The sequence below is a fragment of the Microbacterium azadirachtae genome (genome assembly GCF_025583665.1).
GTDB classification, from domain to species: domain Bacteria; phylum Actinomycetota; class Actinomycetes; order Actinomycetales; family Microbacteriaceae; genus Microbacterium; species Microbacterium azadirachtae.
Genome location: NZ_CP099706.1, coordinates 1,910,639 through 1,937,587 on the forward strand (window position 1 = coordinate 1,910,639; position 26,949 = coordinate 1,937,587).

Consider the following 26,949-nt stretch of genomic DNA (forward strand, 5'->3'; position numbering starts at 1 on the left):
GAGCCGCCACCCGCGACTCGCCAGAGAGGAGCCGACATGGCCATCACCATCGATCGCAACGACACGCAGCTCATCGACGTCCCCCGAGGCCTCACCAACGTCGTCGTCGCGGAGACGCGCATCGGCGATGTGCGCGGCGCCGAGGGCTTCTTCCACTACCGTGGCGTCTCCGGCGTGGAGCTCGCCGCCGACGCGCGCTTCGAGGACGCCTGGCATCTGGTCGCGCTCGGCGCCCTGCCCGCCGACGACTCGGACGCAGGCCGGTGGCGCACGCGCACGGCCGCGGCCCGCCGAATCCCCGCGCCCGTGTCGGAGACCCTTCCGTCGATCGCGCGCTCGGGCCTGGATGCCATGGCACAGCTGCGCACGGCGCTCGCTCTCGTCTCCGCGGCCGACGGGCGGCGCGCGCTCTACGACGAGGACGAGTCGGAGCGCGTCGACGACGCGGTCCGCCTCGCGGCCGTGGCGCCCGCGCTCATCGCGGCACTGCACCGCCTGGGACGGGGCCTGGATCCGCTCGCCCCCGATCCCGTGCTCGATCCCATCAGCGACTATCTGCGGATGCTCCTCGGCAGCACGCCCGACGCACGTCTGGTCACCGCTCTCGGCACCTACTTGACGGCCGCGATCGACCATGGATTCAACGCCTCCACGTTCACCGCGAGAGTGATCGCCTCCACCGGAGCCGATCTCGCCTCGTGCGTCGGCGGAGCGCTCGGGGCGCTCGCCGGACCTCTGCACGGCGGCGCGCCGGCGCGCACCCTCGACATGCTCGACGAGATCGGCTCCCCCGATCGCGCCGAGGCCTGGGTGCGCGACAGGGTGCACCACGGCGGCCGCATCATGGGGTTCGGCCACGCCGTGTACCGCACGGAGGACCCGCGGTCACGGCTGCTCCGGGGCGTCGCGCAGCGACTGCGCTCGGACGGGCTCGCCTCGGATCGCGTCGACCTCGCCGTGACCGTCGAGCAGACCGTGCTCCGGGTGCTCGACGAGCTCAAGCCCGGTCGATCGCTGCGCACGAACGTCGAGCTCTATGCGGCGGTCGTGATGGAGGCATGCGGGATCCCCCGGGAGCTGTTCACGCCCGCCTTCGCGTCCGCCCGCCTCATCGGGTGGGGCGCACACGCCTGCGAGCAGGTGCAGGACGGCAAGATCCTGCGCCCGTCGTCCCGCTACGTGGGGCCGGCGGCCGGCTGATCCCCGCGGTACGACGGGCCGCGACGCCTGCAGCATCGCGCAACGTCTGCAGGTGCGAATCCCGATTCGGGCCCTGCATCCGTCGCACCGTCCTGCAGACGTCGCACCGGAGACGCAGCGAGGGACGAGAACGGGGCCGATTCCCGAAGGAACCGGCCCCGTCGTCGTGCTCGCGGATCAGACCAGCGAGCGCAGCACGTACTGCAGGATGCCGCCGTTGCGGTAGTAGTCGGCCTCTCCGGGGGTGTCGATGCGGACGACCGCGTCGAACTCGACCGTCTGCTTGCCCTCGGGCGAGAACTCGCTCGGAGCGGCGGTCACGCGGACCGTCTTCGGCGTGGTGCCCTCGTTGAGCTCCTCGAGGCCCGCGATCGAGACGATCTCGGTGCCGTCCAGGCCCAGCGACTCCCAGGACTCGCCCGCGGGGAACTGCAGCGGGACGACGCCCATGCCGATGAGGTTCGAGCGGTGGATGCGCTCGAAGCTCTCGGTGATCACAGCCTTCACGCCGAGGAGGTTGGTGCCCTTCGCCGCCCAGTCACGGGAGGAACCGGATCCGTACTCCTTGCCTCCGAAGATCACCAGCGGAGTGCCCTGCGCCTGGTAGTTCTGCGAGGCGTCGAAGATGTACGCCTGCGGACCGCCCGGCTGGGTGAAGTCGCGGGTGTAGCCGCCCTCGATCTGCTGGCCGTCGTTGACGGCCTTGACCAGTGCGTTCTTCAGACGGATGTTGGCGAACGTGCCGCGGATCATGACCTCGTGGTTGCCACGACGCGAGCCGTAGGAGTTGAAGTCCTTCTGCGCGACGCCGTGCTCCGTGAGGTACTGCGCGGCGGGGGTGCCCGCCTTGATGTTGCCGGCCGGCGAGATGTGGTCGGTGGTGACCGAGTCGCCGAGGGTCGCCAGCACGCGGGCGCCGGCGATGTCGGTGACGGGCGCCGGGGTGCGCTCCATGCCGTCGAAGTACGGCGCCTTGCGCACGTAGGTCGAGTCGGCGTCCCACTCGAAGACCGGTCCGGTCGGGGTGGGCAGGCTGGTCCAGCGCTCGTCGCCGTCGAAGACCGTCGCGTACTGCTTGATGAACTGGTCGCGCGAGATCGACGAGTCGATGATCTGCTGCACCTCGGCGGGGTCGGGCCAGACGTCCTTCAGGAACACCTCGTTGCCCTCGCCGTCGGTGCCGAGCGCCTGGGTGTCGAAGTCGAAGTTCATCGATCCGGCGAGGGCGTAGGCCACCACCAGCGGCGGGCTGGCGAGGTAGTTCATCTTGACGTCGGGGCTGATCCGGCCCTCGAAGTTGCGGTTGCCCGACAGCACCGCGGTGACGGCGAGGTCGTTCTCGTTGATCGCGGCCGAGACCTCGTCGATCAGCGGACCGGAGTTGCCGATGCAGATCGTGCAGCCGTAGCCGACGGTGTAGAAGCCCAGGCCCTCCAGATCCTTGTCGAGACCCGACTTCTCGTAGTAGTCGGTGACGACCTTGGATCCGGGGCCCAGCGTGGTCTTGACCCACGGCTTCTGCTTCAGGCCCTTGGCCAGGGCGTTGCGCGCGAGCAGGCCGGCGGCGATCATGACCGACGGGTTCGACGTGTTGGTGCACGACGTGATGGCCGCGAGCGTGACCGCACCGTTGTCGAGGATGTACTTCTGCCCGTCCGGGGTGGTGACCTTGACCGGCTTGGAGGCGACCTTCGGCGAGCCGGAGGAGAGCGTCGGGATCTCGTTGGTCTCGACCTCCTCGCCCGGCACGGAGCCCGGGTCGGAGGCCGGGAAGGATCCGGCGTCCGCGACGTCGATGGGGCCGGTCGCGTAGTTCAGGATGTCCTTCTCGAACTGCGCCTTCGACTCCGAGAGCAGGATGCGGTCCTGCGGGCGCTTCGGGCCCGCGATGGACGGCACCACGGTCGAGAGGTCGAGCTCGAGGTACTCGCTGAAGCTGGGCTCGTTCGCGGCATCGTGCCAGAGCGACTGCTCCTTCGCGTACGCCTCCACGAGGGCGACGGCCTGCTCGTCGCGACCGGTGAGACGCAGGTAGTCGAGCGTGACGTCGTCGATCGGGAAGATCGCCGCGGTCGAGCCGAACTCCGGCGACATGTTGCCGATCGTGGCGCGGTTGGCGAGCGGCACCGAGGCGACGCCGGCGCCGTAGAACTCGACGAACTTGCCGACCACGCCGTGCTGGCGCAGCATGTCGGTGATCGTCAGCACGACATCGGTCGCGGTGACGCCCGCCGGGATCTCGCCGGTGAGCTTGAAGCCGACGACGCGCGGGATGAGCATCGAGACCGGCTGGCCGAGCATCGCGGCCTCGGCCTCGATGCCGCCGACGCCCCAGCCCAGCACGCCGAGGCCGTTGACCATGGTGGTGTGCGAGTCGGTGCCGACGCAGGTGTCGGGGTATGCGCGGAGCACGCCGTTCACCGTGCGGTCGTAGATGACCTTGGCGAGGTGCTCGATGTTCACCTGGTGGACGATGCCGGTGCCCGGCGGCACGACCTTGAAGTCGTCGAACGCGGTCTGGCCCCAGCGGAGGAACTGGTAGCGCTCGCCGTTGCGCTCGTACTCGATCTCGACGTTGCGCTCGATCGCGTCCGGACGGCCGAACAGGTCGGCGATGACGGAGTGGTCGATGACCATCTCGGCCGGAGAGAGCGGGTTGATCTTGTTCGGGTCGCCGCCGAGAGCCGTGACGGCCTCGCGCATGGTGGCGAGGTCGACGATGCAGGGCACGCCGGTGAAGTCCTGCATGACCACGCGGGCCGGCGTGAACTGGATCTCGGTGTCCGGCTGGGCGGCCGGATCCCAGGAGCCGAGCGCCTCGATCTGGGCCTTCGTGACGTTCGCGCCGTCTTCGGTGCGAAGCAGGTTCTCGAGGAGGACCTTGAGGCTGAACGGGAGCTTCTCGAAGCCCGGGACCGTGTCGATCCGGAAGATCTCGTAGTCGGTGCTGCCGACCGTCAGGGTGCTCTTGGCACCGAAGCTGTTCACCGTGGACACGGATCCGTCTCCTTCTGTTCGGATGGAAGCGACAGGCGACTCCATCTTGCTCGCCCGCTCCCCCGCGCGGCTAGCAAGGCGGGCCTTACCAGTGTGCGCTTCGGTGCGTGTGAGCGAAAGGTGTCGATTTATCTTGACGTCGAGATAAATCTAACACGTCTCAGGAGGTCGGATCGGCCTTCTCGGCAACCGTGTCGGCCTTCGCCTCCGGCGGATAGAGCGCCCTCACCACGAGCCAGGTGAGCGCCACCATGGGGGCGAACAACGGCAGCCCCATCACGAGCTTCAGAGTGCCCAGAGCCTGCACGTTGCCGGCGAAGTAGAGAGGAAGCTGCACCGCGAGGCGGGCGAAGAAGAGCGCCGCCCACGCGACCGTGAGCCAGAAGAAGGCGCGACGCTTGCGGACGTCCTGCCGCCAGCCGCGCACGTCGCCCATCAGGAAGCCGGCCGCGAGCCCGATGAGGGCCCAGCCGACGAGCGCCGAGATCAGCAGCACCGCGCCGTATGCGGCGTTCGTGAAGAACCCAGGGACGAAGTTGTCCTGGCCGCGACCGGTCCACAGGGCGAGCCCGGCGGCGACGGCTACGGCGACGAGCCCGCCGATCGCGGAGGCGGCGGGCGAGCGCTGCAGCAGCCGGATCACGGAGAAGACGGCGGCCAGGCCGACCGAGACGACGAGGGAGAGCCAGAGCGGATCCGGGCGCAGGGTGTAGATGACGAGGAACGCCGCGCTGGGCAGCACCGACTCCAGCACTCCGCGCCAGCCGCCCATCGCACTCCACACGACGCGGCCGGTGCTCGCTCCCGAGTTCGGGTCGATGCCGAGGCGCTGGGCCGCGCCGCCGAGCGCCGCCCCCAGGCTCTGCACCGCGTCGACGGGAGGCGGCGGCGCGTACTGCTCCGACGCCGGCTCGGACGACTGCTCCGGCTCCCCGGAGGTGCTCACGCGGTGCCGGGGGCCGCGGGCATCCGCAGCGGGATCAGGTCTCGCGGCGGCATCGGGGCGCCCCCGCGCACGACCACGATCGAGCGGAACAGGTCTTCCACGGCCGCGGCGGCCGTGTCGTCCGACGTCGCCGCGCCGCCGATCACCCCGCGCAGGAACCAGCGCGGCCCGTCGACTCCCACGAAGCGCGCCAGGCGGGTGACCGCGGTGTCGCCGGCGACGGCAGGGATCTCCGCGAGCAGCTCGGCCCCCAGGGCACCCTCGCGCTCGGTGACCGTGCCGCCCTGCTGCGAGATCTGCTCCTGGATCTGGGCGCGGGTCTCATCCCACAGCCCGCTCGAGCGCGGCGCGGCGAACGGCTGCACCTGCAGCGTGGAGTCGGCGTAGTCCAGACCGACGGCGACGATGCGCTGCGTCTGCTCCTCCACCTCGAGGCGCAGGTTCAGGCCCTCGCGCGGCAGGATCTTGATCGCGCCGAGGTCGATGTACGGGCGGACCGGGTTCGCCTCGCTCTCGTCGAACGGGCCGTCCACCGCGCGGTCACGGACGGGCACCGGTGCGGCGTCGTCGACGGGCTCGATGCGGGACGTGCTGTCGTCAGTCATGCGTTCTCCTCCGCGCCGACGGTGCCGGCGCTCTGCGTCTGATAGCCGGTGGATCCGAACCCTCCCGCACCGCGCGCAGACTCGTCGAGGGTGGAGACCGGGATGAACCGGGCTCGCGTGACGGGCATGACGATCAGCTGGGCGATGCGATCACCGACCGCGACATCGTACGCCGCGTCGCTGTCCGTGTTCAGGAGACTCACCTTGATCTCGCCACGGTATCCGGCGTCGACCGTGCCCGGCGCGTTGACCACGGTGATGCCGTGCTTGGCCGCGAGCCCGCTGCGGGGCACCACGAACGCGGCGAACCCGTCGGGCAGAGCGATGCTCACGCCGGTTCCGACGAGAGCGCGCTGACCGGGCTCGAGGCGCACGGCCTCCGTCGACACGAGGTCGGCGCCGGCGTCTCCGGGGTGGGCGTAGACGGGAGGCTCGGGCGCGATAATGGGAACGTCCACGGATTCGGTCACGGAAAGAGGCTAATGCAGAACGCTCCGGGCGAAGCCCGCCCCGCAACGGTCGCCGTCCGCTATCGCGAGCGTCTCGCGCCGAGCCTGTGGCTGTTCCTGGCGGCGGCGCTCGGCGGTCCGATGCTCGCCCTCGTGTTCGTGCCGGCGGGATCCGCCGTCGCGCTCGTGATCGGCGTCGTCGCGACGATCGCCATCATCGCGCTCATGATTCTCGGCTCCCCCCGCGTCGAGGTGGACGGCCGGCTGCTCCGCGCCGGTCGCGCCTGGATCGACGCGTCCTGGCTGGGCGAGCCCGAGATCCGCACCGGCGAGGAGGCGCGCCAGGCGCGCGGCCCCGCGCTCCCGGCGCGCGGCTGGCACCTCATCCGCGGAGGGATCGACGGGGTGGTGGTCGTCCCGAACATCGACCCGGCGGATCCGGCGCCGAGCTGGACGATCTCCACGCGCACTCCCGACCGGCTCGCAGCGGCGATCGACGCGGCCAGGGCTGCCGCCACGACGTCTGCCTGACCGGACGCCGCCGTCCCGGGCGACGCACGCGGCCCGGAAACGCAGAACGCGCCCGGAACCGATCAGGTCCGGGCGCGAGCAGCGTCGAGATGTCAGGCCGCGCACTCCTTGCAGATGGGGCCTGCAGCGTCCTCGTGGTCGAGCTGCGAACGGTGCTTCACGAGGAAGCAGCTGACACAGGTGAACTCGTCCTCCTGAGGGGGCAGCACGACGACGTCGAGCTCGACGTCGGAGAGGTCTGCACCGGGGAGGTCGAACCCACCGGGGTTGTCCGAGTCCTCGACATCGATCGATCCCGACAGCTTGTCGGGGACGCGCTCCTTGAGAGCCTCGATGGACTCGCTCTCGTCTTCGCTCTTGCGCGGGGCGTCGTAATCGGTTGCCATGGATCTCCACTTTCATCCTGCGAGTGGCGGGAGCCGGGGGTGTTCGGCGGCCCATAGTTTGCATGACGCGCGTTCAAATCGCAAATGCCACTCGGTCCACCCCATCCGAACTCACGGCGCGCCCACGATATTCCCTGCAGCGGCGCCCTGCCGTGACACCATGAATCGACACTCATCCTGAGGGGCTGAAGCCATGGAACACGTCACGATCGTCGGCGCAGAGGACGACGTCCTCGTCCTCGCCACCGAGTCGGGAGAGCGATTCGCGCTGCCCATCGACGAGGTGCTGCGCACCGAACTGCGCCGGGCCAAGGCCGGCCGTGAGGAGAAGCCCGCTCCCCTCGCCGCGAGCCCTCGAGAGATCCAGGCGCACATCCGCGCGGGGATGTCGGCCGCCGAGGTCGCCGAGGTGCTCGGCGTCGACCTCGACGTCGTGCAGCGATTCGAGAGCCCGGTGCTCGCCGAGCGCGAGCACATCGTGGGCCAGGCCCTCGCGGTCCCGGTGCTGATCGGCAGCGAGGTCGAGCCCGACGCCCAGCCCACTTTCGGCGTGGCGATCCGGGCGAAGCTCGCCGAGCTCGCCGCGACCGACGAGCGCTGGGCGAGCTGGAAGGACGACAGCGGCTGGATCGTCAAGCTCGAGTTCTCGGCGAACGACGTCGACCACGACGCGCGCTGGAGCTTCGACCCGCGCCGCAGCGCGCTCGCGCCGCTCAACGCCGACGCCACGCAGCTCTCCCGGCAGGGCTCTCTGCCCGAGGGCCTGATCCCGCGACTGCGCGCCCTGGACACGGAGCGCCCGTCGCCCTACAAGGACGAGACGCGCTTCGACTCGGGCGCATTCGGACCGCGCCTCGTGCCGTCGCCCGCAGAGCCTGCCGACGTCGCGGAGCAGCCCGCCGCCTCGGAGGCGCCCGAGCCGCGGTCGGCCCGCCACCCGCAGTCCTCCTCGAACGCGCAGGAGGCGGCCACCCGGAGCGCGACCTTCGCCCCGGCCACCCCCTCCGACACGGCGGATCTGCTGGAGGCCCTGCGCCGCCGTCGCGGACAGCGCGAGGCTCGCCCCACGGTCGAGGAGGAGACGGACGACTCCCGCCCGCTCGCCTTGTTCGACGCGCTCGAGCCCGGGTACGAACCGGAGCCCGAGCCCGAGGAGGCCGCACCCGCGTCGATGGACAGCGACTCGGGCTCGCGCCGCCGTCGGCGGGGAATGCCGTCCTGGGACGAGATCGTGTTCGGAGCGCGCAGCGAGGACTGACCCGCCCCGTCAGCGGGCGAACGCGCCGAAGCGGATCAACGGCACCCGGAGCTCCTCGGGGCTCAGCGAGCCATGCTGGCCGATCATGCCCTGCGCGCGCTGGTCGGCCGCGGCTCCGTCGTACAGCGCCCACAGTCCGCGCGCCGGAACGACGAGGTCGCCGACGCGACTCTGCGCCTCCACCGTGGGAACCGCGCCGAACAGGCCGCCGTCCACCGCCTGGGTGCGGGTCAGCACGTCCGCCGCGCCCTCGACCCCCGCCGCCCAGCGCGCGGCCGCCTCGACCGCCCGCGCCGGGTCGTCGAGATAGACATGGAGCATGCGGGGCTCCCCCGCGATCGCGACGACGCCCTCTTGAAGCGGGCTTCGCTCGTCGATCACGAGGTGCCGGCTCCGCGGCACGTCGACCATGCCGTGATCGGCGGTCACGAGCACGCCTACGCCGTCGGGCACCGCAGCGGGGATCGCCGCGTCGAGCTCTTCGAGCGCCGCGACCCACGCGCCGGATGCCATGCCGTGCTTGTGCCCCGCCTTGTCCGCCTCGGGCAGATAGCAGTAGACCAGGGCACCCTCGTGCTCCTCGGCGAGGCTCAGAGCGAGGGCGACCCGCTCCGCCGCGGACGTCGCGGAGCGGAACTGTGCGCCGCGGAGCGTCGCCGCGGAGAATCCGCTCCGCGCGTACTCGGCGAGTCCGACGGCGAACGCCGGACGGCCGCCCTCCGTCGCGGTCTCGAACACGGTCGGCGTGCGCTGCCAGGCGAGCGGGTCGACCTTGGCCTTCTCCCAGCCGGCGAGCTGGTTGACGATGACGCCGGTCTGCGGATCCCGGACCTCGTAGCCGACGAGTCCGTGCCGGCCGGGATCGACGCCCGTGAGCAGGCTCGTCAGCGCGGCGGCCGTCGTGGAGGGGAACACGCTCGAGAGCACGTCCTTCTTCGACATGGCGCCCGTGAGCCGTCGAGCGTGCCCGGCGTGCGCCCGCAGCGGGATCGCGCCGAGCCCGTCCATCACGACCAGGACGACCGATCGAGCCCTCGGCAGCGAGTCCCCGACGCCGTCGAGCGCACCGAAAAGGTCGCGCGCCACCCCGGTGATGCTCCGGGTGGACGGCGGGATCGCCGGTAGCATGAGGGTCATCCGAGTCAGTCTCGCACAGAGCCCGGCCCGGACCGGCGTCGAGAAACGCTCCGCCGCCTCCCGAAGACCGCAGGAAGCCCATGCCCCGCACCACGCCGCCCGAGCCGATCGAAGAGCGCATCCAGGACATCGATCTGTCGAGCGAGATGCAGGGCTCGTTCCTGGAGTACGCGTACTCCGTCATCTACTCCCGCGCGCTCCCCGACGCCCGCGACGGGCTCAAGCCCGTGCAGCGGCGCATCCTGTTCCAGATGGCCGAGATGGGCCTGCGCCCCGACCGAGGCCACGTCAAGAGCGCGCGCGTCGTCGGCGACGTGATGGGCAAGCTGCACCCGCACGGCGACTCCGCGATCTACGACGCGCTCGTGCGTCTCGCCCAGCCGTTCTCGCTGCGTCTGCCGCTCGTCGACGGGCACGGGAACTTCGGATCCCTGGACGACGGCCCGGCCGCCTCGCGGTACACCGAGGCGCGCCTCGCTCCCGCGGCCCTCGCGCTCACCGAGAGCCTCGACGAGGACGTCGTCGACTTCGTGCCGAACTACGACGGCCAGTTCCAGCAGCCCTCCGTGCTGCCCGCCGCGTTCCCCAACCTCCTCGTCAACGGCGCAAGCGGCATCGCGGTCGGCATGGCCACCAACATGGCGCCGCACAACCTCATCGAGGTCGTGGCCGCGGCGGTGCATCTGCTCGAGCACCCCGAGGCCACCACCGAAGAGCTCATGGAGTTCGTGCCGGGACCGGACTTCCCCTCCGGCGGGATCGTGATGGGCCTGGACGGCGTGCGCGATGCGTACGCGAACGGCCGCGGTGCGTTCAAGGTGCGCGGCAAGGCGTCGGTCGAGCCGCTCGGCCCCCGTCGCACCGGCATCGTCGTCACCGAGCTGCCGTACATGGTCGGACCGGAGCGCGTGATTGAGAAGATCCGCGACGCCGTGCAGGCGAAGAAGCTGCAGGGCATCAGCGACGTCAACGACCTCACCGACCGCAACCACGGCCTGCGGATCCAGATCGGCGTCAAGAACGGCTTCGACCCGAACGCGGTGCTGGAGCAGCTGTACCGGCTCACCCCGCTCGAGGACTCCTTCAGCATCAACAACGTCGCCCTCGTCGACGGCCAGCCGCGCACCCTCGGGCTCAAGGAGCTGCTGAGCGTCTACGTCCGGCACCGCCTCGAGGTGGTCACGCGCCGCAGCCGTTTCCGTCTCGCCCGCCGCGAGGAGCGCCTGCACCTGATCGAGGGACTGCTCATCGCGATCCTCGACATCGACGAGGTCATCCAGGTCATCCGCTCCTCGGACGACTCCGAGCAGGCCCGCACCCGGCTGCAGAGCGTCTTCGACCTCAGCGAGCGGCAGGCGGAGTACATCCTCGAGCTGCGGCTGCGCCGCCTCACCAAGTTCTCCCGCATCGAGCTCGAGACCGAGCGCGACCAGCTGCTCGCCGAGATCGCGGCGCTGCAGGAGCTGCTCGCGAGCGACGCGCTGCTGCGCGCACAGGTCGCGACCGAGCTCGACGCCGCGGCCGAGGCGTACGGCACGCCGCGGCGCACCATGCTGCTCAACGCGGCGCCGCCCAAGACGCGCGCCGCCAAGGGCCCGGTGGACACGCAGATCGCCGACGCTCCGACGACGGTCGTGCTCTCGACCACCGGTCGCGCGGTGCGCGTGGACCTCGAGCCCGGCCAGGAGCTCTCCCCCGCCACGCGACGCAGCAAGCACGACGCGATCCTCACGACGCTGTCGACCACCACGCGCACCGAGATCGGTGCGGTCACCACCGCGGGACGGGTGCTGCGGTTCACCGCGATGGATCTGCCGTCCGTGCCGCCCGCCTCGGTGCATCTCGCCGCGGGCGTGCCGCTGCGCGACTACATCGGGCTGCTCGACAAGAGCGAGCGGATCCTCGCGCTCGTCCGCTTCGACGACGACACCCCGCTGGCGCTCGGCACGCGCGCGGGCGTCGTGAAGCGGGTCGTGCCGTCCTCGCTCGCGGTGAAGCCCGAGCTCGAGATCATCGGCATGAAGCCGGGCGACGCGGTCGTCGGCGCGGGCACTGCCCCGGACGACACGGAGCTCGTGTTCGTCACGAGCGACGCGCAGCTGCTGCACTTCCCCGCCTCGGGCGTGCGGCCGCAGGGCGCACCGGCGGGAGGCATGGCGGGCATCAAGCTCGGCGCCAAGGCCGAGGTCATCGCCTTCTCGGTGCTGGCCGCCGGCGACGAGGACGCCATCGTGGTGACGGTCTCCGGCGCCACGGGCATGATCGCCGGCACCGACCCCGGCCGCGCCAAGGCGTCCCGCTTCGCGGAGTTCCCCGGCAAGGGCCGGGCGACCGGCGGAGTGCGGGCGCATGCGTTCCTGAAGGGCGAGGACCGCCTGACCCTCGCCTGGGTCGGCTCAGAGCCGGCGCTCGCGGTCGGCCCCGACGGCTCCGCGCGGGTGCTGCCCGAGACGGGGGCCAAGCGCGACGCGTCGGGTCAGCCGATCGACGGTGTGATCGGCTCGATCGGCAGCGCCCTGGGCGCATGACCGGCTCGGTGGTGCTCGTGTCAGGTCTGCCCGGCGTCGGCAAGACGACCGTGGCCCGGCAGCTCGCGGCGCGAGCCACCCGAGGAGCACACCTCGACACCGATCAGATCGGCGAGTCCCTGATCCTCTCCGGACTGGTCGCGCCCGGGCAGGAGCCCGCTGAGGAGGCGGAGCGCCAGCTGGACCTGCGTCGGCGCAACATCGTGGCACTGGCCCGCAACTTCGCCGAGTCCGACTTCGACGTGTCGATCTCGGATGTGGTGCTGTGGCCCGAGCTGCTCGACGAGTACCGCCGGGGGATCGCTCTGCCGCTGCGCTTCGTGCTTCTGACGGCGTCCCCAGACACGATCGACGGCCGCGATGCGGCGCGCGAGAAGCACGTCGCGGATCAGTGGAGTCATCTGCGCGATGATCAGGACCGCTTCCGCGCACCGGGACTCCGCCTCGACACCACCGGCCTGACGCTCGACGACACGCTCGACGCGATCCGCGCCCGGTGGGACGACGCGCTGATCTGACGCTCGACGGCAGGTACGCCGGGGCTAGATCCGCAGGGCCAGCGCGTTCGCGGTGAGGCCCGCGGCGGTTCCGCAGAGCACGACGGTGTCTCCGCGGCGGATCCGGCCCGACTCGAGGGACCGGACGAGCATGAACGGCACCGACGCGGAGACCATGTTGCCGAACGCCGCGACCTCGTCCACACGACGGTCCGCCGGCACACCGATCCGGTCCAGCATCGGGCCGAGCGCCGCGGAGGCCTGATGCGGGATCCACAGCGCGATGTCGTCGTGCGAGAGCCCCGCGCGCTCCAGGAACCGGCTGAAGAACTCCGGGAGGACGCGCATCATGGCCAGCAGCGCGCGACGCCCGTCCATGTCGAACAGGTAGTCGGCCGGATCCGCCTCCGCGTACCGCTGCGCCGGGGAATGCGAGAGCCCGCCGCGGATCTCCGTGTCGTGCGCGTGCGCGGGCCAGGTCTGCTGCAGGCTCGAGACCACGCCGCCTCCGCCGGCCGCCGGGCGCCGCAGCACCACCGCGGCCGCGGCGTCGCTGAAGAGCTCGTAGCTCTCCCGCTGCCCCGGGTTGAGGAAGCGGCTCCCCACGTCTCCCGCGACGATCAGCACCGTGCCGTACTCGCCGTCGTCCAGGTAGCGCGAGGCGACGTCGAGCGCGGTCACGAAGCTCGTGCAGGTGGAGTTCACATCGAACGCGGCCGCGTGCCCCGCCCGCGTCAGCCGCTCCCACACCAGCGCCGCGGTGCACGGGATCGGCTGGATGCCCGCCGCCGATGCGCCGAGCACCAGATCCACGTCGTCGACCGAGAGACCCGCGTGGTCCAGGGCTCGCCGTGCGGCGCCGGCGAGCATGTCCAGATGCGAGACGTCATCCTCGACGCGATAGCGGACGGCGTCCCCGAAGCGCACGACGCGCTCGGGCAGCGTCGTGCCCCAGCCGGCGATCTCACAGTTCCGCATTCCCGTCCCCCCTCCAGCGCCGTTCTACCCGGCGCAGCTTGCGGCCGTCGTCCGGCGCATAGGGTGCGAACCCGAGCTCCGGTCGCACCGCACCGAGGCGGTCGGCCAATGATGCCAGTTCCGCGGCGACGTCGGCGCGCACCGCGTCCTCTCGCGCGTCGTCCGCCACCCGCAGCTGCACCTCGAGCCTGGCGCGGTCCACCTGCACGACGCGGTACTCCGACACGCCGTCGGCGTAGAGCATCGTCCGCGACACCAGGTCGGCGAACACGTCCACGGTGCCGCCGTCGCGTCCCGGCAGCAGAAGCGTGTCGCCCTCTCGACCCTCGATCCGCTCCAGCGCGGCCAGAGCGCTCCCGCAGGGGCAGGCATCGACGCGGGCGCGCAGCACGTCGCCCAACCGGTAGCGCACGATGGGCTGCGCTCGGCGGCGCAGATCCGTCACGATCGGCACGAAACGACCGTCGCCGAGCGGCTCCCGCTCGATCACGATCCCGTCCTCGTTGAGATGCAGCGTGCCGTGCTCGCAGGTGTGCGCGAGGAAGCCCTCGGTGCACTGGTACAGCTGGTGGATCATGCGCTGTCCGAGGGCCGCGGCGATCCGGCGTCCGTCCGCGATCTCCAGCACCTCCGCGACCGCGTACACCTTCTCCGGCCGCACGGACACGGCGCCCCGCTCGACCTCCCGGGCGATCGCGAGGAGCACCGACGGCGGGGCGACCAGGATCGTCGGTGCGAACCGCGCCAGCCGCTGGAGATTCGCGGCACGGTCGGCGAAGACGTCGAAGTAGGAGAACGACACCGCGCGGGACGCCACCGATCCGTACAGCGTGTTCCCGGCGCGAAGGAACAGCGCGATGCGATGCCCGAGGATCCGCCCGCGCGGGAGCGTCCGCGCCAGCATGTATCCGGCCCAGGCGTCCCGCTCCGCGGCGCTGACCAGGAAGAGCCCGCGATGGCCGCTCGTCCCGCTCGAGAGGCCCACGGAGCATCCGTCGATGTCAGCGCTGAAGTCGCGGGACCGCTCGCTCGCCAGGGCCAGGTTCAGGGCCTCGTCGCGGCGCACGCCGACCGTGTTGAGCTCGTCGAAGCGGGCCATCATGATCGCCTTGTCCATCAGGGGCAGTGATCCGAGATCGTCCGCACCCCGCGGGATCAGATCGCGGAAGTACGGGGACCGCCGCCGCAGGAAGTCGAGATGACGGCGCAGCAGCCGACGCTGACGCCGTTCGACGGCGGCGCGGCTCCGCAGCGGACGCAGCCAGCGTGTGGAGGCGAACTCGCCCAGGATGCGCAGGCGGGACATCAGCCGAGCAGCTCCCGGTCGGTCAGGGGATCATGACTGCAGACGACGCGGATTCCCGCACGCGACAGCGCCACGAGCATGCGCGCGGTCTTCCCGTACGCCTCGGGGTCGTTCTGCAGCCGCCGTGGCAGCGCGCGCATGCGCGGCGCCGCGGCGAGCAGATCCGAGCCCCATGCGGCGTCGCCGGCGATCAGCACCCTGTCCTCGATCAGCGCTCCGAGATGCCCGTTCGCATGACCGGGCAGATCCACGAGCCGCAGCAGGCCATCGCCGAACGGATCCGCGACGCGCACGGTCTCACCCGCGACGGGCACGGCCGAGAACCGGTCCGGTGCGAGGACGAGCGGATCCCGCCCCGGGAAGTCCGGAGGGAGCAGGCCGACCAGGATCGCGTCACGAAGCCGCGCACGTCGGTAGGACGCGAGCATCCCGGAGGTCAGGATCAGCCGCGCGCCGGGGAACCGTCCCACGCCGCCGATGTGATCGGGGTGGAGGTGGGACAGCACGAGATGCGTGATGCTCTCCGGCGCGACGCCGTGCGCGGCGAGCTGCACGTCCACCGCCTCCTGGGGATCCACCGTCGGAGGCAGGATCCGCCGGTACACCCGACCGCGCCACCCGGCGTCCCACGGCTCGGGCGCGTACCCGGTGTCGAACAGGATCCGGCGGCCGTCGCCGGGCTCGTAGAGGAAGACGCCCGCGGGGAACGCGCGCACCCCCCGCTCGCCTCCGCGGAAGAGCGCACCCAGGTCATGCGCGGTGCTGCCGCAGACGAAGTGCCGCAGTCGGCCGGTCATCGCACCTCCGGGGACAGGGCGTCCACCGCACGGTCGAGCGCCTCATCGATCGACACCACGGGCCGGTAGCCGAGCTCCGCCCTGGCGCGCGTGATGTCGAGCGTCTGGGAGAAGGCGATGGTGGACAACGTGTAGCGGGTCAGCGGAGGTTCCGGACGACCGGGGAGCACCCCGCACACCGCCTCCATCGCCGCGGCCATCGCCCACGCCGCCCGGCGGGAGACGTGCCGGTACCGCGGCGTCTCCCCCAGCCGCACGAGCAGCTCCTCGAGCAGCACCCGGAACGGACGCGGATCGCCGTTGCTGATGTTGTAGACGCCGCCGCGCGGGTCACCGCTGCGGAGTGCGAGGCGCAGCGCGCTCGCCGCGTTCTCGACGGCGGTGACGTCGACGAGGTTGCGTCCGCCGTCGAAGAGCGGCACGCCGATCCGGCGGTGCACCGCGACGAGCCGCGGCACGAGGCTCGGATCGCCGGCGCCGATGAGCCCCCGAGGCCGCAGGATGACGAGCTCGCGGATCCGGCCCGCGCGCAGCGCCTCCTGCAAGAGGGCCTCGGCGGCGATCTTCGAGCGGATGTACTCGTTCAGCCGGTTGCCGACGTCGACCTCGTCCTCGCGGATCCCCGTGCGGTCCCGTCCCGCGGCGTACACACTCGGCGACGAGACGAAGACGAACCGCCGCGCCCCGTTGCGCTCCGCGAAGGCGAGCGCCGCGGCCGTGCCCGCGACGTTGGCCTCCTCGAAGTCGCGCCGGCGCCCCCAGGGCGAGGAGAGGGCCGCGCAGTGCACCACCGCATCGACGTCGCGACGCACGGCGGGGAGCTCCGCGAGCGGCAGGACGAGTCGATCCTCCGCAGCGGAGATCCGCGCGAGCGCGGTGACGTTCCGCCCCGAGGCCAGGACCGGGATCCCGTGGGCCCGCAGCTCACGCACGACGTGTCCGCCGAGGAAGCCGCTCGCCCCCGTCACGAGCACGGGAGCGTCGGTCGAGGGCATGTCCCGATGCTAGGGCACGCCCGTGCGCGGCTCCCGCGACGACCCGCGCTGACCCCGCCCTACAGTGGGAGCGTGCGCATCGCGATGGTCACCGATTACTACCTGCCGACGCTCGGCGGGGTGCAGACGGCCATCAAGGCGCATCGCGAAGAGCTCGTGCGGGCCGGGCACCACGTCACGGTGTTCGCTCCCCTCGCCGCCCCGTCGCCGGATGCGGCGACCGTGCGCCTGCCGACGGCCCGGCGCTTCGCCCCCGACGGGTATCCGTTCGCGTCGACGCTGCGCGCCGCGACCGCGGTGCTCGAGCAGGAGCTCGTCGGCTTCGACGTCGTGCATGTGCACACGGAGATGTTCGCGGCGCTCGCGGCATACCGCGCCACCCGCGCACGGGGCATCCCCCTCGTCCAGACCATGCACGGGCGCATCGACGTGTACACGCGCTCGGTGCTCCCGCTTCCGGCCGTGACCACGGCGGTGCTCGCCGCGATGCACCGGCGTGGTCTCGGGGCTGCCGACGCCCGCATCGACCCGACGGCGCACTACGCGCGCACCCGCACGGCGCAACGCATGTGGCGGCTCATGGTCGGCCAGGCGCAGCAGGCCGATCACGTCATCGTGCCGTCTGAGCACTTCGCGGGCAAGCTCCGCACCCAGGGCGTGCGGACGCCGCTGACCGTGCTGTCGAACGGACTCGAGAGTTCCGTGCTCGCGGCGATCGGACAGCCGCCTCCGCGACACCTCTCCGCCGGGGAGCCGCTGCGGGTGCTGTGGTGCGGTCGGCTGTCCCCCGAGAAGCGCCCCGAGGTGTTCCTCGATGCGATGGCCCGCACGCCGGGTGCGACGGCCGTCATGCTCGGCGACGGGATCTCGCGCGCCGCGGTCGCACGGCGTGCGGCCGCGATCGGAAAGGGCCGCGTGGACGTCCGCGGCTCGGTCCCCCAGCACGAGGTGCTGTCCGCGATGCAGGACGCGCACGTGCTCGTCTCCTCCTCGTGGGACTTCGACAACCAGCCCATGGTGCTGCTGGAGGCCGTCGCCGCGGGTCTGCCGGTGATCCTCGCCGATCCGGACCTCGCCGAGGCGCTGCCTCCGGACGGATACCTCGTCGCCGCGAGCCCGGATGCCGAAGGACTGTCCGCCGCTCTGACCGCGCTGGCGGGAGCACCGGAACACGTCGCCCGGATGAGCGCCGCAGCGATCGCGCATCGGCCGCAGGTCGCCCAGAGCACGCACCGGGACCGGCTGCTCGCCGTCTACGACGCGGCCATCAGCGCGCGCCGGGCGCGCTGATGGGGGCGTCGTCTCCGATCTCCGCCCCGAGATCCGCGAGCCCTTCCGCGACGATCCCCGCGACCGTGCGCGCGTGCACGCCATCCGGGTCCAGGTCCGGATCGAACACCGTCACCGACGCACCCCAGGCGTGCGGTGCGAGCGCGGCGAGCAGGCCGATGAGCTCCCCCGGCGAGAGCCCACCCGGGTCGGGGCTGTCCACGGCCGGCATGTGCGACGGATCCAGCACGTCCACGTCGACCTGGATCCAGTAGCCGCTCTCGAGGCCGTCCACCGCGCGGACGCGGGACGCCGCCCGCACGCCGCCGTGCAGGATGACCTCGTCGGCGGGCGCGACGAGCGCGATGGTCCGGCGCAGCTCCTCCTCGTGCGGGTCGCCGTAGCGGCAGCCGATGTGCGCGGTGCGCGCCGGAGCGAAATACGGGGAGAGCCCGTCGATGTCGCTGAGCGCAGGCGAGTGCGCACCCACCGCGGCGGCGAGGTCCTCCCCCGCCACGCTCCCGACGCCGTCGCTGTTGCCCGGGTGGCGGAAGTCCGTATGACCGTCGATGTGCACGAGGCCCCCGCCGCCGCTCACGCGAGTCGCGAGTCCGGCGCCGATCAGAAGGCTGCAGTCGCCGCCGAGCACCAGCGGCGCCTGCCCCGATTCCCGGATCTCGAACAGACGATGCGCGAGGCGACTGGCATGGTCGATGATGGCCGCCTGATTGCGCACCGTTCCGGCCGCTCGGCGTCCGTCGTCGTCCACGTATCGGCCCGGCAGCACGACACCGCCGTCGACCGCGCCACGCGCGTGCAGCAGACGGTGCAGTCCCGCCTCGCGGAGCGCTTCGGGTGCCTTGGCGGCTCCCGGCACGCCGCCCGGCACGGGCGGGCGGAGACCGAGGTTCGTGGGGGCGGAGACGACGGCGACCATCGTCTCAGTCTGTCAAGCCGGCGTCGCCGCCGCGCCCGACCCGCCCGGAGCGCGACGCATCCAGACGTCGACGCCGTCCTCGTGCTCGCAGGCGAAGCCGTGACGTTCGTAGAGCCGCCGCGCGGCGGATCCGACGAGCACCTGCAGCCGCAGCTCGCGCTCGCGCGTCTCGGCCAGCACAGCGCGGAGCACCGCGGTGCCGATCCCCCGTCCCTGGTACGCGGCGTCGAGGTAGAACATCTCCAGCCACACCGCCTCCCGTTCCGGACGCAGCGTGATCGTGCCGGCGACCGCGTCGTCGACGAGGATCATGCGCGTGTGCGCGGTCGAGAAGTGCTCGACGACGCGGGCGCGGGAGCGGTCGGGATCCCACCCGACCAGCGGTTCCAGGTCGCGGCGCAGCACTCGCTCCTTGAGCGCGGCGACGAGATCGACGTCCTCGGGCATCGCGGCCCGCAGCGCGAAGCCCTGCGACACCGGGCGCATCAGGCGTCGATGGCCTCGCGGGCCAGCCGGTCCGAGGAGTCGATGATGAACTCGCGACGCGGCGCGACCTCATTGCCCATCAGCAGCTCGAAGACGCGCCCTGCGGCCTCCACGTCCTCCATGCGCACACGGCGCAGGAGACGACCCGAGCGGTCCATCGTGGTCGACGCCAGCTGCTCCGCATCCATCTCACCGAGACCCTTGTACCGCTGGATCGGCTCGTGCCAGCGCTTGTTCTGCTTGCGCAGCTTGGCCAGCAGCGCGTGCAGCTCGCCCTCGCTGTAGGTGTAGATCGTCTCGTTGGGCTTGGATCCGGGGTTCATCACGATCACGCGATGCAGGGGCGGCACGGCGGCGAAGACCCGTCCGTCCTCGATGAGCGGCCGCATGTAGCGGTAGAACAGGGTGAGCAGCAGCGTGCGGATGTGCGCGCCGTCGACGTCGGCGTCGCTCATCAGGATGATCTTGCCGTAGCGCGCCGTCGAGAGGTCGAACGAGCGGCCGGATCCGGCGCCGATCACCTGGATGATCGAGGCGCATTCGACGTTCGACAGCATGTCGCTGACGGACGCCTTCTGCACGTTGAGGATCTTGCCCCGGATCGGCAGAAGCGCCTGGTACTCGCTGGTGCGGGCGTGCTTGGCGGTGCCGAGCGCGGAGTCGCCCTCCACGATGAACAGCTCGGTCTGCGCGACGTCCGTGGAGCGGCAGTCGACGAGCTTGGCCGGGAGGGACGAGGACTCCAGCGCGTTCTTGCGGCGCTGGGTCTCCTTGTGGGCGCGCGCCGAGACGCGGGCCTTCATCTCGGCGACGATCTTGTCCAGAAGCATCGACGCCTGGTTCTTGTCGTCGCGCTTGGTCGACGAGAACCGTTCGCCGAGCGCCTTGCGCACCACCTGGGCGACGATCGTGCGCACCGCGGGCGTGCCGAGCACCTCCTTGGTCTGCCCCTCGAACTGCGGCTCGGGCACCGTCACGGTGAGCACGGCGGTCAGGCCGGCCAGCACGTCGTCCTTCTCGAGCTTGTCGTTGCCGACCTTGAGACGGCGGGCGTTCTGCTCGACCTGCGCGCGGAGGGTCTTCAGGAGCTCCTGCTCGAATCCCTGCTGGTGCGTGCCGCCCTTGGGGGTCGAGATGATGTTCACGAAGGAGCGCAGTGCCGTCTCGTACCCGGTGCCCCACCGCAGCGCGATGTCGACCGCGCACTCACGGTGCACCTCGGTGGCCTTCATCGACCCGTCGGCCTGCAGCACCGGCACCGTCTCGGTGAATCCGCCCGATCCCTGCAGCCGCCAGGTGTCGGTGACCGGCGCATCGGTGGCGAGGTACTCGACGAACTCGCTGATCCCGCCCTCGTAGTGGTAGCTGGTCTCGTTCGCCGCCGGCGCGGCGCCGTCCTCGGCGGTTCCCGCCGCGCCGCGCTCGTCGCGCACGACGATCTCCAGCCCCGGCACCAGGAAGGCGGTCTGCCGCGCCCGCGTCTCGAGCTCGGGGAGCTGGAACGCGGCGTCCTTGGTGAAGATCTGACGGTCGGCCCAGTAGCGCACGCGGGTTCCCGTGACGCCCTTCGCGACCTTCCCGATCACGCGCAGCTCGCTGCGGTCCTCGAACGGCGTGAAGGGGGCGTCCGCCCGCGGCGCGCCGTCGTCGGCGAACGTGCCGGGCTCGCCGCGGTGGAACGACATCGCATAGGTCTTGCCGTTGCGGTCGACCTCGACGTCGAGGCGCTCCGAGAGGGCGTTGACGACGGAAGCGCCGACGCCGTGCAGACCGCCTGAGGCGGCGTAGGAGCCGCCGCCGAACTTCCCACCGGCGTGCAGCTTGGTGTAGACGACCTCCACGCCGGTGAGTCCCGTGCGGGGCTCGACGTCGACCGGGACACCTCGACCGCGGTCGCGCACCTCGACGCTGCCGTCCTCGTGGAGCAGGACATCGATGCGCGTCCCGTTGCCGGCCACGGCCTCGTCGACCGCGTTGTCGATGATCTCCCACAGGCAGTGCATGAGGCCCGGAGAGCCGTTCGAGCCGATGTACATCCCGGGCCGCTTGCGGACGGCTTCGAGACCCTCGAGGACCTGGAGGTGATGGGCGGAGTACTCGGCTGTCACAATCCCCCATCGTATCGAGAGGACCCGACACGGATCCGGCGACACTCCTTGTCGTGACGGGCCTGCGACCCTCTGCGTACGCGCTGAGCGAAACACGCCGTCTCTCGGGCATGACTCTCAGCTCTGCGTGGTTGTATTGAGGACACCTCAAGCGGACCCGAAACACCAAGGAGGCACCGAGATGAACGCGACCACGGAAAGAGACGCCGGTACGGTCATCCCCCGCCTCACGGCGATGGACAGATGCGACGCCTGCGGCGCGCAGGCATACGTCGCCGTCGAGGTGAATGGCTCGGAGCTCCTGTACTGCGCGCATCACGCACGCAAGTACGAGGAGAAGCTGCGGCCGGTGGCCACGAGCTGGCACGACGAGACGTCGCGTCTCAGCGAGTAGCCCCCAAGATCCGGACGACGGCGCTGAGCCGTCCGAGCCGGACCGTCAGCAGCCTGCCGGCCGCCGACCGCACACAGACTGAAGCGCCCGATGCCCTGCGGCATCGGGCGCTTTCGTCGTCTGGACCAGTCGCGTCAGCGGTACTCGCGGTGCACGCGGGGCGTCAGCCGGCAGAGGATCTCCTCGCCGACCGTGCCGATCGCCTCGGCGATGGTCGTGGGCGTCTCCTCGCCGCAGCGGCCGCGCCCGAAAAGCAGCACCTCGTCCCCCGGTGCTGCACCGTCCCAGGCCTCGAGCCGCATCTCGTCGATGCCGATGTCGCGCAGTGGCCGGGGGCCGGCCGGCGTGCCGACCCGGATGCGCCCGGCGAGGGTGCTGGGCAGTCCGTCGAACGATCCGACGGCGATCACCGCGACGTCGCCCTCGATGCGCGTCACCGGCGCGAGCAGCTCGGCCGCCGGGGCGATCCCCGGCAGATCCGGACCGCCCGCAGAGCGCACGCCGAAGCAGAAGGCTCCCACGCGTACGAGCGTTCCGCGCAGCTCGGGGCGCTCCCAGGTGGCGGCCGAGGCGGTCAGGTGCTGGTGCGGGAGCACCGCGCCGAGCTCCTCTGCACGCGCGACGGCGGCGAGGAAGCGCGCCTGCGCAGCGTCGTCCTCCGCGTCGCTGGCCTCGGCGAGATGGCTCCAGGCGCCGACCAGGTCGATCATGCCGCGGTGCTGGGCATCGAGCGCGATGCGCACGCCCTCGTCCCACTCCGCGGCCGACAGGCCGTTGCGGTGCAGCCCGGTGTCGATCTTGAGGTGGATCCGGGCGCGGAATCCGCTGGCGTCCGCCTGCACGATCACGCGCTCGAGGTAGTCGAGGCTGCCGACGCCGAGGTCGACATGGGCGTGCAGCGCGGCGGCGATCTCGTCGTCGGTCGACGTCACCCAGGCGAACAGACGAGGACCGTCGCCGATCTCGGCGCGCAGCTGGATCGCGGTCGGGATGTCGTAGCTGCCGATCCAGCGCACGCCCGCATCGACAGCGACCCGCGCAGCCCAGGCGGCGCCGAGGCCGTAGCCGTCGTCCTTCACGACGATCATCAGCTCAGCCGGCGCGACCCGCGCGGTCACCGCCGCGATGTTCGCCCGCAGCACCGTGGCATCGGCCCGCAGCACCGGTCCCGTCACGCCACCCATGTGCGCTCCGTCCGCTGTCCCACGACCGCGACGAGCTCGCCCGCAGTCATTCCCGTGACCTGCGACCAGTGCGCGAGCCCCGCGGCGAGCGGCCCTGTGCCCCCGAAGTAGGTGACCTCGGCGGACGGCTCCACGTCGGCATCGCCGATGTCGACCACGCACACGTCCATCGCGATCCGGCCGACGATCGGGTGCACGACGCCGTCGATCTCGACCGACGCGCTGCTCCCGAGCGCTCGGACGACGCCCTGGGCGTAACCGCCTGTGACCAGGGCGAGTCGTGAGTCGACCGGCGCCCGATGGATGTAGCCGTAGGACACGCCGGCCCCGGCGGCGATGTCCTTCGTGGACAGCACCCGGCCCACGACCCGCATCGCGGGAGCACCCGTGAGCGCGCCCTCCGCATCGGGGAGACCGTAGAGGAGCCGCGGATCCAGGTCCGCGGCCTCGTCGCACGTCGCCGTGATGCCCTCGGCGGCGAGCAGCGCCACCTCGGGTTCGCCGTCCACCCGCACGGCGCGCGCCCCCGCGGCGGTCGCGACACGGGCGGCCTCGATCAGGCCGTGCCCCCAGGCGTCGCGGCGGAGGTCGGCGATGCCCGCTCCCCCGGCGGCGACGGCACGGACCGCCCCGGACGCGAGGGCCGAGCGAGAGACGAAAGCCCGGAGCATCGCGCTCCGCGAGGGGGAGGCAGGAGGCGGGGCGGTCACCGTCTCACCCTACCGGCGCGACGCGCGAACCCCTTTCGGGACCGGCCGTCCCGGGAGCCTCGGAGCATCGCCGCCTAGAATGGACCGGTTCCACGACCCTCGACCCGGAGTACGCATGCCCTCGAACGGCCTCGGCCTCAAGTCCCGTCTCGGCTATCTCGCCGAGCGCGCCCGTCGCATCAACGTCGGCTCGGTGATCGAGCGCGCGAAGGAGGCCTCGGCGCAGCACGGAAAGGCCGTCCCGGCCGTCGTGGTGGACATGCTCTGGTCGGCCGGCCGGCACAACGTCGGCTTCCAGGACTACATCGACTACGACTTCGCGATCCTGAACCGCGCGGAGCGTGCGACGTACATGACGCACCCGGTGTCGAACCAGATCTCGGAGCGCTATGCGCACCCCGACTTCCGGCACCTGTTCCACGACAAGATCGAGTTCGACGAGAAGTTCAGCGAGTTCCTGCGCCGTGAGTGGATGGTCGTGAAGCCCGGCAACGCCGACGAGCTGCGCGACTTCGTCCAGCGTCAGGGCACGGTGATCGTGAAGACCCCGATGGGCCAGGCCGGATCGGGCGTGTTCCGCTACCACGCCGCCGACATCACGGACTGGGAGGCGTTCCACGCCGAGCTCCTCGGGAAGGGACGCCTCCTCGTCGAGGAGGTCATCCGGCAGCACCCGGACCTCGCCGCCGTCTGCCCCGGCACGGTCAACACCACGCGCGTGACCGCGTTCTTCGACGGGGAGAAGACGCACATCCTCGCGATGGCGCAGAAGTTCGGGCGCGGCGAGGTCAGCGACCAGATGTCGTTCGGCGGCTTCTACACGATGCTCGACGACGACGGCCACGCGGTGAGCGCCGGCTACGACTCGCACGGACACGTCCACGAGCTGCACCCCGACTCGGGCTTCCGCATCGCCGACTTCCAGCTCCCGCTGATCGACGAGGTCAAGGCGTTCGTCGACCAGGTGGCCCGCGTCGTGCCGCAGGTCCAGTACGTCGGCTGGGACATCGTGGTGGGTCCCGACGGACCGGTGCTCGTGGAGGGCAACTGGGGCGCCGGCGTCTACGAGAACAAGCCGAGCGTGTCGGGCATCCGCACCGGGCACAAGCCGCGCTACCAGGCCGCGATCAAGTTCTGAGCGCCGGGCGCAGGAAGAAGCCCGCCCCGTCGTCGTGACGGGGCGGGCTTCTTCGTGTTCACACGGTCAGGCCGGGCGGATGATGCCCATGGGCGTGGACTCCGTGCCCTGGCCGAGCGGATTGTCCTTGAGGATCGCGACGAGCCGCTTCTCCTCGGCTTTGTCGAGCGTGGATCCGAGGATGTTGCCGCCGAGGTCGTTGATGTCCACCACGGCCACGTCGCAGACGCCGCCGAGCAGCGCCTGCATCTCGTGGGCGACCTCGCGCGGACGCGCGGGCCCGAGCACCACCGACCGGTCGTAGGGCGGCATGGTGCCTTCGGTCGGCCCGTCGATCGCGCGCGCCTTCTCGCCGGCGATCCGGTAGAAGTCGCCGCGACGGCCGAAGGCCTTGGTCACGGCGGACACCGCTGCGGCCAGCAGGATGCGCGGGGTGCCGCACTCGCGCAGCGCCATCTCCATGGTCTCGGGCATGCCGAGCCCGATGCCGTAGGGCGTGCGCGTCACGTACTTCGACAGGAAGTGCGCGAGCCGGCGCGGATGGATCTCCTCGAGCAGGAACGAGCGCCCCTGCGTGATGCCGACGATCTTCTCGGTGATGAAGAGAAGGTCGCCCTCCTTCACCTCACCCGCGGCGTACTCGCTCACGACGTCGGCGAGCACGTCGCCCGGCATGACGACCTTCGTCCGGATCGGGATCCGCAGCCAGCGTGTGCCCTCGACGGAGATGTCGAGGTTCTTGCCGTCGTTCGGCTTCGCCTCCGCGCTCACTCGAGGTAGTCCCGCAGCGACTGCGAACGGCTCGGGTGGCGCAGCTTCGCCATCGTCTTGGACTCGATCTGCCGGATCCGCTCGCGGGTCACGCCGAACGTGTCGCCGATCTGGTCGAGCGTCTTGGGCTGCCCGTCACCGAGGCCGAAGCGCATGCGGATGACGCCCGCCTCGCGCTCCGACAGCGAGTCGAGCAGCTGCTCGAGCTGACGCTGCAGCATCGTGAAGCCGACCGCGTCGGCCGGGACCACGGCCTCGGTGTCCTCGATGAGGTCTCCGAACTCGCTGTCTCCGTCCTCACCCAGAGGCGTGTGCAGCGAGATGGGCTCACGCCCGTACTTCTGCACCTCGATGACCTTCTCCGGCGTCATGTCGAGCTCGCGGCTCAGCTCTTCCGGCGTGGGCTCGCGGCCCAGGTCCTGCAGCATCTGACGCTGCACGCGGGCGAGCTTGTTGATGACCTCGACCATGTGCACCGGGATGCGGATCGTGCGCGCCTGGTCGGCCATCGCGCGGGTGATCGCCTGACGGATCCACCACGTCGCATAGGTCGAGAACTTGAAGCCCTTGGTGTAGTCGAACTTCTCCACCGCACGGATGAGACCGAGGTTGCCCTCCTGGATCAGATCCAGGAACTGCATGCCGCGGCCCGTGTAGCGCTTGGCGAGCGAGACCACGAGGCGCAGGTTCGCGCCCAGCAGGTGGCTCTTCGCACGCTGGCCGTCACGGGCGACCCACTGCAGGTCGAGCCCGAGCTGGCTGGTCTTCTCCGCCGCGGACATCGCCGACAGCTTCTCCTCGGCGAACAGACCGGCCTCGATCCGCATCGCGAGCTCGACCTCTTCGGCCGCGTTCAGCAGCGCGACCTTTCCGATCTGCTTGAGGTAGTCCTTGACCGGGTCGGCGGTGGCGCCGGTGATCTGGGTCGAGTAGACGGGGACGTCGTCCTCATCCGTCGAACTGATGCGGATCGCTCCGGTGGGCAGCGGCTCGGCGAAGGCGGGCTTGGCGCCCTCCTCCTCGTCGCTGTCGTCGGCGACCTCGGCGGGCGCGTCCTCGGACGCGGTCTCCTCGACGGCATCCTTCTTCGCCCTGGTCGACTTCTTCGCAGCCGGCTTCTTCGCCGCCGCCTTCGTCGGGGCGGCCTGCTCCGCGGTGCCGTCGGCGTTCGCCGCGACCTCCTCGGGCTCGGTGGCCTCGGTCTTCGTGCGGGTGTTCTTCTTCGTGGCAGTCGTCACGTCTCGCCTCTCAACGGGGCGCTGCGCGGGCGCCCTGTGTTCCTTCAGCCTGTCGGCTTGATCGGCCTGTGCCGTTTCGGGCACTAGTAAGACCCTTGTCAAGT

At 71.2% G+C, this 26,949-nt stretch carries 25 protein-coding genes; 8 read left to right on the forward strand and 17 right to left on the reverse strand.

All coding sequences use genetic code 11. From position 1 onward, the window contains the following. Positions 1-36 precede the first annotated feature (36 nt). The gene (locus tag NFX31_RS09130; protein ID WP_262955542.1) at positions 37-1,200 is read left to right on the forward strand and encodes a citrate synthase; all 1,164 of its coding nucleotides are present in this window, start codon (positions 37-39) and stop codon (positions 1,198-1,200) included. Between the two features lie 177 nt (positions 1,201-1,377). Here NFX31_RS09130 and acnA read toward each other — a convergent pair whose 3' ends face one another. The 4 genes from acnA to dut all read right to left on the reverse strand — a co-directional run bounded on the left by acnA (position 1,378) and on the right by dut (position 6,218). Next, positions 1,378-4,242, reverse strand: coding sequence for an aconitate hydratase AcnA (gene acnA / locus NFX31_RS09135; protein WP_175491173.1), 2,865 nt, complete (start codon positions 4,240-4,242; stop codon positions 1,378-1,380). 115 nt (positions 4,243-4,357) lie between these two features. Continuing rightward, complete coding sequence (locus NFX31_RS09140) at positions 4,358-5,143, reverse strand: DUF3159 domain-containing protein (protein ID WP_045251921.1); 786 nt, start codon at positions 5,141-5,143, stop codon at positions 4,358-4,360. Beyond that, the gene (locus NFX31_RS09145) at positions 5,140-5,748 is read right to left on the reverse strand and encodes a DUF3710 domain-containing protein (RefSeq protein WP_045251920.1); all 609 of its coding nucleotides are present in this window, start codon (positions 5,746-5,748) and stop codon (positions 5,140-5,142) included. Before NFX31_RS09145 ends, NFX31_RS09140 begins: the two co-directional genes overlap by 4 nt. After that, positions 5,745-6,218, reverse strand: coding sequence for a dUTP diphosphatase (dut, locus tag NFX31_RS09150; protein ID WP_045251919.1), 474 nt, complete (start codon positions 6,216-6,218; stop codon positions 5,745-5,747). Before dut ends, NFX31_RS09145 begins: the two co-directional genes overlap by 4 nt. 12 nt (positions 6,219-6,230) lie before the next feature. Between dut and NFX31_RS09155 the strand changes: the two genes are divergently transcribed. Beyond that, on the forward strand, positions 6,231-6,728 hold the full coding sequence (locus NFX31_RS09155) for a DUF3093 domain-containing protein (protein ID WP_045251918.1): 498 nt from the start codon (positions 6,231-6,233) through the stop codon (positions 6,726-6,728). A gap of 92 nt (positions 6,729-6,820) precedes the next feature. On the opposite strand, the gene NFX31_RS09160 is transcribed toward NFX31_RS09155, so the two are convergent. Beyond that, on the reverse strand, positions 6,821-7,114 hold the full coding sequence (locus NFX31_RS09160) for a DUF4193 domain-containing protein (RefSeq protein ID WP_045251917.1): 294 nt from the start codon (positions 7,112-7,114) through the stop codon (positions 6,821-6,823). 193 nt (positions 7,115-7,307) lie between these two features. Here NFX31_RS09160 and sepH point away from each other — a divergent pair, with 193 nt between their 5' ends. Continuing rightward, complete coding sequence (sepH, locus tag NFX31_RS09165; RefSeq protein ID WP_045251916.1) at positions 7,308-8,372, forward strand: septation protein SepH; 1,065 nt, start codon at positions 7,308-7,310, stop codon at positions 8,370-8,372. Positions 8,373-8,381: 9 nt separating this feature from the next. Here sepH and NFX31_RS09170 read toward each other — a convergent pair whose 3' ends face one another. Next, positions 8,382-9,509, reverse strand: a complete 1,128-nt coding sequence (locus NFX31_RS09170) for an alkaline phosphatase family protein (RefSeq protein ID WP_082072463.1) — start codon at positions 9,507-9,509, stop codon at positions 8,382-8,384. Between the two features lie 80 nt (positions 9,510-9,589). Between NFX31_RS09170 and NFX31_RS09175 the strand changes: the two genes are divergently transcribed. Together NFX31_RS09175 and NFX31_RS09180 are read left to right on the forward strand one after the other, a co-directional pair. After that, entirely contained in the window at positions 9,590-12,037 is a 2,448-nt protein-coding gene (locus tag NFX31_RS09175) for a DNA gyrase/topoisomerase IV subunit A (protein ID WP_045251914.1), read from the forward strand. Continuing rightward, entirely contained in the window at positions 12,034-12,555 is a 522-nt protein-coding gene (locus tag NFX31_RS09180; RefSeq protein WP_262955543.1) for an AAA family ATPase, read from the forward strand. The genes NFX31_RS09175 and NFX31_RS09180 overlap by 4 nt, the downstream gene beginning before the upstream one ends. 24 nt (positions 12,556-12,579) lie before the next feature. Here the strand turns inward: NFX31_RS09180 and NFX31_RS09185 are convergent, their stop codons facing one another. From NFX31_RS09185 to NFX31_RS09200, 4 genes are read right to left on the reverse strand one after another with little or no spacing between them, the layout of a single operon-like run. Continuing rightward, entirely contained in the window at positions 12,580-13,512 is a 933-nt protein-coding gene (locus tag NFX31_RS09185; protein WP_262955545.1) for a 3-oxoacyl-ACP synthase III family protein, read from the reverse strand. Beyond that, positions 13,499-14,818 carry a F390 synthetase-related protein gene (locus NFX31_RS09190; RefSeq protein ID WP_045251911.1) on the reverse strand — a complete coding sequence of 440 codons (1,320 nt, stop codon included), beginning with the start codon at positions 14,816-14,818 and terminating at the stop codon, positions 13,499-13,501. The genes NFX31_RS09185 and NFX31_RS09190 overlap by 14 nt, the downstream gene beginning before the upstream one ends. Continuing rightward, positions 14,818-15,615 (reverse strand): MBL fold metallo-hydrolase, encoded by a 798-nt coding sequence (locus tag NFX31_RS09195; protein WP_045251910.1) that lies wholly within the window; start codon positions 15,613-15,615, stop codon positions 14,818-14,820. Before NFX31_RS09195 ends, NFX31_RS09190 begins: the two co-directional genes overlap by 1 nt. Continuing rightward, the gene (locus NFX31_RS09200) at positions 15,612-16,610 is read right to left on the reverse strand and encodes an NAD-dependent epimerase/dehydratase family protein (protein WP_091476606.1); all 999 of its coding nucleotides are present in this window, start codon (positions 16,608-16,610) and stop codon (positions 15,612-15,614) included. The genes NFX31_RS09195 and NFX31_RS09200 overlap by 4 nt, the downstream gene beginning before the upstream one ends. A gap of 72 nt (positions 16,611-16,682) precedes the next feature. Here NFX31_RS09200 and NFX31_RS09205 point away from each other — a divergent pair, with 72 nt between their 5' ends. After that, on the forward strand, positions 16,683-17,900 hold the full coding sequence (locus tag NFX31_RS09205) for a glycosyltransferase (RefSeq protein ID WP_262955546.1): 1,218 nt from the start codon (positions 16,683-16,685) through the stop codon (positions 17,898-17,900). Here the strand turns inward: NFX31_RS09205 and NFX31_RS09210 are convergent. Genes NFX31_RS09210 through NFX31_RS09220 form a run of 3 tightly spaced genes read right to left on the reverse strand, consistent with a single transcriptional unit; the run spans position 17,878 to position 21,410 of the window. Then, positions 17,878-18,816 (reverse strand): arginase family protein, encoded by a 939-nt coding sequence (locus NFX31_RS09210; protein ID WP_262955547.1) that lies wholly within the window; start codon positions 18,814-18,816, stop codon positions 17,878-17,880. The two genes, NFX31_RS09205 and NFX31_RS09210, sit on opposite strands and share 23 nt — an antisense overlap. 12 nt (positions 18,817-18,828) lie before the next feature. After that, a complete protein-coding gene (locus tag NFX31_RS09215; RefSeq protein ID WP_220387406.1) occupies positions 18,829-19,302 on the reverse strand; it encodes a GNAT family N-acetyltransferase in 474 nt (157 codons plus the stop codon). Further along, positions 19,302-21,410: a DNA gyrase/topoisomerase IV subunit B gene (locus tag NFX31_RS09220; RefSeq protein ID WP_082072461.1), complete on the reverse strand. Its 2,109-nt coding sequence runs from the start codon at positions 21,408-21,410 to the stop codon at positions 19,302-19,304. The genes NFX31_RS09215 and NFX31_RS09220 overlap by 1 nt, the downstream gene beginning before the upstream one ends. Before the next feature lie 181 nt (positions 21,411-21,591). On the opposite strand from NFX31_RS09220, the gene NFX31_RS09225 reads away from it, so the two are divergent. Beyond that, positions 21,592-21,804: a DUF7455 domain-containing protein gene (locus NFX31_RS09225; protein ID WP_045251906.1), complete on the forward strand. Its 213-nt coding sequence runs from the start codon at positions 21,592-21,594 to the stop codon at positions 21,802-21,804. Between the two features lie 134 nt (positions 21,805-21,938). On the opposite strand, the gene NFX31_RS09230 is transcribed toward NFX31_RS09225, so the two are convergent. Both NFX31_RS09230 and NFX31_RS09235 read right to left on the reverse strand, forming a co-directional pair. Next, positions 21,939-22,988 (reverse strand): alanine racemase, encoded by a 1,050-nt coding sequence (locus NFX31_RS09230; RefSeq protein ID WP_262955548.1) that lies wholly within the window; start codon positions 22,986-22,988, stop codon positions 21,939-21,941. Beyond that, positions 22,976-23,698, reverse strand: a complete 723-nt coding sequence (locus tag NFX31_RS09235; RefSeq protein WP_258955299.1) for an alanine racemase — start codon at positions 23,696-23,698, stop codon at positions 22,976-22,978. Before NFX31_RS09235 ends, NFX31_RS09230 begins: the two co-directional genes overlap by 13 nt. Positions 23,699-23,813: 115 nt before the next feature. Between NFX31_RS09235 and NFX31_RS09240 the strand changes: the two genes are divergently transcribed. Continuing rightward, positions 23,814-24,836 carry a sugar-transfer associated ATP-grasp domain-containing protein gene (locus NFX31_RS09240; RefSeq protein WP_091476612.1) on the forward strand — a complete coding sequence of 341 codons (1,023 nt, stop codon included), beginning with the start codon at positions 23,814-23,816 and terminating at the stop codon, positions 24,834-24,836. 66 nt (positions 24,837-24,902) lie between these two features. On the opposite strand, the gene NFX31_RS09245 is transcribed toward NFX31_RS09240, so the two are convergent. Together NFX31_RS09245 and NFX31_RS09250 are read right to left on the reverse strand one after the other, a co-directional pair. Further along, positions 24,903-25,607, reverse strand: a complete 705-nt coding sequence (locus NFX31_RS09245; protein WP_045251903.1) for a coenzyme F420-0:L-glutamate ligase — start codon at positions 25,605-25,607, stop codon at positions 24,903-24,905. Next, complete coding sequence (locus NFX31_RS09250; protein ID WP_248700515.1) at positions 25,604-26,893, reverse strand: RNA polymerase sigma factor; 1,290 nt, start codon at positions 26,891-26,893, stop codon at positions 25,604-25,606. The genes NFX31_RS09245 and NFX31_RS09250 overlap by 4 nt, the downstream gene beginning before the upstream one ends. Positions 26,894-26,949: the final 56 nt, after the last annotated feature.